The sequence below is a fragment of the Collinsella aerofaciens genome (assembly GCF_015560135.1).
Taxonomy (GTDB): domain Bacteria; phylum Actinomycetota; class Coriobacteriia; order Coriobacteriales; family Coriobacteriaceae; genus Collinsella; species Collinsella aerofaciens_AN.
This window is the reverse complement of the sequence record NZ_JADMRH010000037.1, coordinates 1-7867: the sequence shown is the minus strand read 5'-3', so window position 1 is coordinate 7867 and position 7867 is coordinate 1. Positions and strand designations below refer to the sequence as shown.

The following is a 7867-nucleotide window of genomic DNA, read 5'->3' as shown; positions in this document are numbered from 1 at the left end:
GGAGCTATTTCCGCGTTGCGCTAGCTGCGGAAACGCGGGGTCCGTTCAGGCTGTTGCGTTGAGATTGAAAATCAACCATAGACTCGTTTTATCCCTACGTATTTGCTTATACGGCTTCCACTTTGATGCAGCTGGGCTACTGCGCATGGAACTTGCGCGACTTTTGGGAAGCTGAGTGGCTTGGCCTTCGCCGGGCGTCGCGGCTTGGATGGGCGAGCATCAAGATCGGTTTTCCAATGATGCTCGCGAATGTGATGAGCATGTTAATCCTTGGTATCGGTCGTGTTTTCATCGATGCGCGGTGGGGGATTGAGACATTCGGCAAGCTGTCGCTCGCCCTTTCTCTTGTGAGCTTCTTCCTTGCGTTCGTTTCGCAAGCCTCCATGGTTCTTTTCCCCTCGTTGCGGCAAGCGACACTTGATGAGGTTCGAAGGTTCTACCACGCCGCGCGTGACGCCATGGGGCTTTTGTTTCCGGGTGTTTACGCTCTGTACTTCCCGATGGTCTGGTTGCTATCGATGTGGCTGCCCGACTACTCAAGTACATTTACTTACCTGATATTCCTTCTGCCCATCTGTGTTTTTGACAGCAAGTACAACATCACTGGCGTGACTTACTATAACGTTCTTCGGCGAGAACGCGTGATGCTGCTTGTAAACATGGTATCCGCATTTACCTGCTTAATCCTTACCCTATTAGCTGTCTACGCTTTTGGTTCCGTCTTTGCAGTCATTTCGGTTATGACAGTAGTGATTGTCGCCCGAAGCCTATGGTCTGAGTTCTACATGAACCGTCTGATGAAGGTCCCTGCAAGCTCCATCGGTGCTGCTGAGATCATGCTGACTGTTGGTTTCATCCTGTCGGCATTTTTACTATCACCAGTGCCGGCTTTCTGCTTGTATTCTTCGATTTATTTGGCGTTTCTGACCTTTTTCCGCCACGAACTGGTAGAGACCATGAAAAAACTAAGGCCGTAGGTGACGGTGTCCCGCACGTTGCATTTTCATAATAACTGTGAAAGGAAATGATTTTTATGGGACTTATGCAGTCCAGCGCACCGCATGTTGAGGGGGAGCTCGAGCTAAGGGATATTCAGCTAGAGTCCCTAAAGATTCTGAAAGATATCGATACTGTTTGCAGACGCGAAGGTATTACGTATTGGCTGATGTACGGAAGCCTCATCGGCGTTGTGAGACATCAAGGGTTTATTCCCTGGGATGATGACTTAGATATCGCGATGCCCCGTTCAGACTACGAGCGGTTCTTAGCTTGCTTCGATGGACGCTTCCCAGAACTCGACAAGTACACGCCCGTGAAACCGGAGATCGATTTGAGAAGGCCGTTCCTTATAACGCGCATCTCTAATCCTGAATATAAGATGGTAGGGGAGTACGGCAACGAGGTCGATGAACTTGGGACTTTCATCGATATTTACCCGTTGGACGGCCTGGCCGACAACATGAGCGAAGCTCTGGATAAAAAGAGAGTAGCACACAAGCTGATGTTGCGCTATCTACAGGCGTGCAATTTTGATTGTTGCAACAGAGATATCAATCCAGCAAAAAAACTAGCTAAGTTTATTTTGAGCCGAATGCTAGGAAAGCCTGAGAGGTACCAGGAACAACTTAATACTCTGTGCACGGAGTCTTCGTTCGATTCCAGAAAGTACGTTGGCCTTATCTCATGGGCCGGAACTCCGGAATCGAGCATCTTTGAGCGAACGTGGTTCGAAGACACCGTGTATATGCCTTTTGAGGATATGGACGTACCCGTGCCTAGCGGCTATGACCCGCTGCTGAGGTCTTGCTTTGGTGATTATATGCAGCTGCCGCCAAAAGAGGAGCGTATGGGGCACCACGTTTACTCAATCATTAGGCGTGTTTAGAGCTGCCGCCATTGGTTTCGGGTGATGATTTCACCTTTTAATTGAAATCTGAATTAACTAGAGATTTGGAGAATGCAGATGCTTAACTTTACTGTGGGACCGGTTATGAGCCCTAGCGAGGTACTGGAAGTTTCAGCCAAGAACGCGCCCTATTTCCGTACGCCAGAGTTCTCTCAGGTGATGCTGGAGAACGAGCGCATCATGCTGGGCTTGCTGTCCGCTCCTAGGAACTCGCGCTGTGTGTTCCTGACGGCTTCGGGCACAGGTGCCATGGAGGCCGCTGTGATGAGTGTCTTGGCACCCGCTGAGCGTGTTGCCGTCGTCAATGGCGGTAGTTTCGGGCAGAGGTTCGTCGACTTATGCCAACTTCACGGGCACAACGTCAACGAGATTAAGCTTGAGTTCGGGCGTCAGGTCACGCGGAAAAACCTCGAGGATGCGGTGGAATCCGGCTGCGGTGCGTTGCTCGTGAACATGCATGAGACCTCGTCGGGACTATTGTACGACATGAGGCTCCTATCCGAGTTTTGCCGCGAACGCGAGATGCTCTTGATCGTCGACGCAGTGAGCGCGTTCATCGCCGAAGAGATAGACATGGCGGCTCTCGGCGCCGACGTGGTGCTGACGGGTTCGCAAAAGGCGCTAGCTTGCCACCCGGGCATCTCCCTCATGGCTCTCTCGCCGCGCGGACAGGAAAGGGTAGCGGAGAATCCCGAGGTTTGCTCCTACTTGAGCCTAAAGGAAGCCCTGCGCAACGGCGAGCGTGGGCAGACTCCCTGGACGCCTGCTGTCAACACGCTGCTTGAGATCAATGCGCGTTTGAGGTCGATCGAGGCGCGCGGGATCGACGCGGAGCGCGCCGAGATCGCGTCGCGCGCGACGCCCTGACGAGCACCACACTCGAGATGGTCCCCGAGAACCCCTCCAATGCAGTGACGGCGCTCCGTTGCCCCGCGAGCAACGCGAAGGCAATCATCGAGCGCGCCAAAACCGGGTACGGCATGTGGCTGTGCCCAAACGGCGGCGCGCTGTGCGACGAGGTGTTCCGCATCGGGCACATCGGTGCCATCACAGAGGAGGACAACGACAGGCTTATCGACTGCCTTACCTCGCTATCGGCCGAGGGTCTGTTCTAGATGGGGGCGCAGATGAAACAGGTAAAGGTCATAGAAGGAGAGGACTTCCGGCGCATGCAGCTATTGGAGCTCGACATGCTCGTGGAGTTCGACCGCGTGTGTCGCGCTCACGGGATTGCGTACACAATCTTCGGCGGGACGCTCCTTGGCGCAGTGCGCCACAAGGGCTATATCCCCTGGGATGATGATGCTGATATTGCAATGCTTCGTGAGGACTACGAGAGGTTCCGTTCTGTCGCCCATGAGATGGACCCGTCCATCTGTTTCTTCCAGGACCATCTGAGCGATCCTGAATACAGGTGGGGGTACGGCAAGCTCAGGCGCACCGGAACGAAGTACGTGAGGGTCGGACAGGAGCACTTGAAGTGCAAAACAGGAGTCTTTGTCGACGTGTTCCCCATGGACGACGTGCCTCTTGGTGTGGGCGGCCAAATTCTGCAGGACTTCTGGTGCATGTGTCTGCGCAAGGTCCTATGGTCTGAGGTCGGCAGACTCGACCCCCGCGTGTCGTCTCCGCTCAGGGCCTGGTTCTCGCTGTTGTCCAAGATACCCGCAAAGGCGGTTTATGCTCTCGCCGCTCCAATGGAGCGCAAGAGCACGGACGACAGCCCCAACCGCGTGAGGACGCTGCTGTTTCCAGCTACCGGTACCCTCTATCGAGAAAATCCGCTCGAAGAGCGTTACGCGATGCCTAAGGAGTGGTTTAAGGACCTGTCGGAGTACGAGTTCGAAGGGAAACGTTTGATGGGGACACGTGACTTCGACGCGATCCTCACTTACATCTATGGCGACTACATGCAGTTGCCGCCCGAGGACCGCCGAGGGCAGCACTCGCCGGTATCGAGCTACGAGTTTTAAGGAAAACGAACGTGAATGTGAAGAAAGTGACCTGCTGGGACGAGGGCCTGCGGCGTGTTCTGGAAGGTCAGCGCGTTGAAAACCCCTACGCACTTATCGATGCGCTGACCTACGGGTTCGAGGGCGACAACGTTGCGTGCTGGGAGGTCTTCGACGGAAGCCGCCTCGAGGCGGTCGTTTACCGATATTATGACGGACTCCAGGTCGTCTTCTGCGGGCAGGCAGGCCACCGCGCAATCCGGGCCGTCGCGACCCTCGTTGAGAAAATGGACCCCTCCATGGTCCAGACCTCTTACAGTGCAGCGGCAGAGCTCGCCACCGTGCTCGCCGACTACAGTTTGTCTGAGGGGTGGGTTATGCGGGCTGACGGAACTCAGGTACCAGACCCCGCGGCGGTCAGGGCGACCGAGGCCGACTATCCTGAGATAGCCAGGCTCATCTGCGGCGACGAGGAGATTGGCAAGCACTACGACGTCGGCGCGCTCGTGGCTCAGTTGTGTGAGAGAGAGCGGCTGCAGGGCTGCAGGAGCATAGTCATTAGGGATAGCGAAGGAATTGCTGCGCATATGGCGACCTATGCCGAGTCCGACGATGTTGCCGTCTGCGGCGGGCTCAAGGCACGCCCTGGCGCGGAGAAGGGTGTCGGGGCGCGGGTGCTCTCATCGCTGGCCGTCGAAGTGGCCGCGCGCGGCCTCATACCTTTGCTGTACTGCTACATAGAGCCACTGTGGCCTTGGTACGAGGCCCATGGGTGGGAGAAAGCCTTCCATGTCGCGAAGCTCGAGCACTGCGGCAATAACTAAACAAGCCATGAAAGGGAAGGTGAGGCCCATGAGGAAAGTGATCACATATGGAACGTACGACCTTCTGCACCGGGGCCATGTGCGCCTGCTGGAACGCGCCAAGGCGCTCGGCGACTACCTGGTCGTGGGTGTAACCGCCGATGGCTTCGACAAGGTGCGCGGGAAGATTAACGTTTCCCAGACCCTCAACGAGCGCATGCGTTCTGTCCAAGAGCTCGGGATTGCTGACGAAGTAATCGTTGAAGAGTACGAGGGCCAGAAGATTGACGACATCAGACGTATGGGAATCGATGTGTTCACCGTAGGCTCTGACTGGGTCGGTAAGTTCGACTATCTCAGGGAATACTGCGAGGTAGTCTACCTTGATCGTACGCAAGGCGTCTCGAGCACCGAGCTTCGCGCCGAAAGTGGACATCTACGAATGGGGTACGTGGGCAAGCGTGTGCTAGTGGAGAAGTATCTGCGTGAAAGTGCCTTCGTGAATGGCGTTGACCCCACCTGCGCGATGATCGACAGTGATGGAAGCCTCGCAGGCTGTGGCTTAGTCGAACAGGTTAATGATTTCGATGAGATAGTCGGCCGATGCGACGCAATCTACCTTGCATCGTATCCCAATCAGCACTATGGACAGATTAAGCGAGCGCTTGAGGCGGGCAAACATGTTCTATGTGAGAGCCCCATTGCCTCAACGCGTGAGGCGTGCCAGGAACTGCAGGCGCTCGCACGCTCAAAGGGCCTCGTTTTGGCCGACGCGATCAAGACGGCGTATTCAACGGCCTACCATCGACTGCTTCTGCTCGCCAAGAGTGGTCACATTGGACGAGTTCTGTCGGTGCGCGCTGTATGCACCAGCCTTGTTGATCTTGGCAGTGAGGACATCTCGAGCGTTGAGGGCAAGTGGTCGAGCTCCAAAGCCTGGGGTCCAGCAGCGTTGCTGCCCATCTTGCAGTTACTCGGAACAGATTATAGATCTGCCGATTTTGTAAGGGCCGACCTTGAAGGCCATGCAGGCTTTGATGCGTTTGGTGAAATCCGACTGGCATTCGAGGATGGCTACGGCGAGGCGGTTTTCGGCAAGGCGGCTAAATCAGAGGGGTCGCTTGTGGTTTCCGGCACGGATGGCTACATTTACGTACCTGCTCCCTGGTGGAAAACAGACTACTTCGAGGTACGCAAAGAGGATCCTTCTCAAAACAAGCGGTATTTCTTCCAGCTTGACGGCGAGGGAATTCGCAACGAGCTCGTGGAGTTCGCGCGAGCAGCTGAGCGTGGAGGCAAATGCGGTCTTTACATCGATGATAGTGTATCCGCCGCCATAGCTGGCCTGCTGGGTCAATTCGACGCAAGTAAAGACCACATCGAACTGTCGCCTATCAAGCTCGGGGTCGACACCTGTGGTGAAGGCGTAGCGAGGTAGTCGCGTTTAGTCGTGCGACCAACCTAAAATTAAGCTTTCACCTGATCGCAGGAAGAAGTGACTCCCAATCCGAAAAGTGATGGCGTGACTTCTCGATTACATCTCAATCGTTGATTAATTTAATAAACGACGCAAGTTGCAGCTTGCGAGTATTAAAGACCTTTATATTATTTCCTTGTGAACTCTTCTCATGAATTTTGACTCTGTTTAGAGCAAGAGCGTGGCAGCGGCGACTTGTGATTCCAAGCTGGACGCACCGGAGGCATTTTAATCCGCTTACGTTTTGTGTAATTTGGTTTATCGAGAGTAGTGGAAGACCACTTACCAGACTCTCTGAAACTATAACAATTTAATTAATAAGGTAGCTGGCTAATATTGGATTTATCTATGTTAGCCAGCTTCTTTTATTTAGCAAGCGCTTAGCAAGTGCATGTTTGGTTGAACGGTCTGTCACGGAATATGATCGCCAACACCACCCACATCTCGAAGCGCAACGTCCAGGACGTATTGGAGGCCGCGGGGGCGGTTGGTTAAATATGCCCTAAGTTTAGAATCTATAAAACAAATGTCTGCAATGGGAGGCATCCGGACTAATGGGCAAAATCGAGCAAGAGCGTTGTATCGGCACAGATTATGACACTGATAGTTGCCTAATTATTATTGGAAACGGATTTGATCTTCATCATGGCCTAGCGACCAGCTATTCGGATTATCGTGATTGGTTGCTAGTCCATGATGAGCGAGTGGTTGCTGACTTCGAATCATTTGACTACGCGACGGAATGTCTCCTCCACGAGAGCAGCCTTTGCTGCAAATCCAGCTCCATGGAGGAGGGCGATCGTCGATGGAGCTCTCTCGAAGAATCACTCGGTATTGAATGGGACGATCTTTGTTATGAAACACTCGAGCACACTTGCCCCGATTTAACCGAAGATAATCCAGGCTGGGATGATTTCTGGGTTGAACTGCAGACGCGTCTTGAATACCTGAAGAAGCTCACCAGGGATCGCTTTAGGGAATGGGTAAAGTCAATCGATGTGTCTAAAGCAAAACCCTTGCTTGAGTTACCAGACACTGCTTCTTTCATTACCTTTAATTACACTCCAACGCTGGAACATGTCTACGGTGTTCGACCAGACAAGATCCTCCATATCCATGGTTGCGTCTTGGATAAAAAAGAACTTCTTCAATTTGGCTCTCCTGACAATAATCCCTTCGAGCTTCGAAAGATGCTTGAAGACAAGTACGGAATGGATGACTTTTACGGTGCAACTATTCAACAGGGTGTAACAGTTGCATGCGATCGCTGTGCAGATACATGGAAAAACATCGAGGGCAACTACGAGGCCCTTAACCATTTCTTGGACACCCTTGCCAAGATTAATACAGTAATTATCATGGGCAACTCGTTCGACAAAGTCGACAAGCCATACTACCGCGACGTTCTGGCTCCACGCTACCGCGACGCCGAGTGGGTCTTTTGTGAGTACAATCCCAACGAGGATAAGCAGTATGATACCGACATTTTTTGCCACGAGCTTGCTATCTCAAACTATCGCATGACCAGTTACATGGAGTTTAACAAGGGGTATGACCAGTCGATAGATAGAATCTAGGGGGCTGATTGCCGCTTCACGAGTTACGGACAATAGATAGGCCGTAACATTTGTAGTTGAGATGTTTTTATGAGAGGTTGATTTTCAATCTCAACGCAACAGCCTGAACGGACCCCGCGTTTCCGCAGCTAGCGCAACGCGGAAATAGCTCC

At 53.2% G+C, this 7867-nt stretch carries 8 protein-coding genes; all 8 read left to right on the top strand.

Annotated features, from left to right (window positions below; all coding sequences use genetic code 11):
• The first annotated feature begins 125 nt into the window (after positions 1-125).
• The 8 genes from I2H19_RS09650 (at position 126) to I2H19_RS09620 (ending at position 7715) form a co-directional block, all read left to right on the top strand.
• Positions 126-977 (top strand): lipopolysaccharide biosynthesis protein, encoded by an 852-nt coding sequence (locus tag I2H19_RS09650; protein ID WP_229089895.1) that lies wholly within the window; start codon positions 126-128, stop codon positions 975-977.
• A gap of 56 nt (positions 978-1033) precedes the next feature.
• Positions 1034-1885, top strand: a complete 852-nt coding sequence (locus tag I2H19_RS09645; RefSeq protein ID WP_195622523.1) for a LicD family protein — start codon at positions 1034-1036, stop codon at positions 1883-1885.
• Between the two features lie 78 nt (positions 1886-1963).
• Positions 1964-2773, top strand: a complete 810-nt coding sequence (locus tag I2H19_RS09640; protein WP_229089894.1) for a pyridoxal-phosphate-dependent aminotransferase family protein — start codon at positions 1964-1966, stop codon at positions 2771-2773.
• Positions 2774-2790: 17 nt separating this feature from the next.
• Entirely contained in the window at positions 2791-3021 is a 231-nt protein-coding gene (locus I2H19_RS10000; RefSeq protein WP_229089893.1) for a hypothetical protein, read from the top strand.
• A gap of 12 nt (positions 3022-3033) precedes the next feature.
• Entirely contained in the window at positions 3034-3879 is an 846-nt protein-coding gene (locus I2H19_RS09635; protein WP_195622522.1) for a LicD family protein, read from the top strand.
• Positions 3880-3890: 11 nt separating this feature from the next.
• Complete coding sequence (locus I2H19_RS09630) at positions 3891-4682, top strand: hypothetical protein (RefSeq protein ID WP_195622521.1); 792 nt, start codon at positions 3891-3893, stop codon at positions 4680-4682.
• 28 nt (positions 4683-4710) lie between these two features.
• Positions 4711-6099, top strand: coding sequence for a Gfo/Idh/MocA family oxidoreductase (locus I2H19_RS09625; RefSeq protein ID WP_195622520.1), 1389 nt, complete (start codon positions 4711-4713; stop codon positions 6097-6099).
• 593 nt (positions 6100-6692) lie between these two features.
• Positions 6693-7715, top strand: a complete 1023-nt coding sequence (locus tag I2H19_RS09620) for a bacteriophage abortive infection AbiH family protein (RefSeq protein WP_195622519.1) — start codon at positions 6693-6695, stop codon at positions 7713-7715.
• Positions 7716-7867 lie beyond the last annotated feature (152 nt).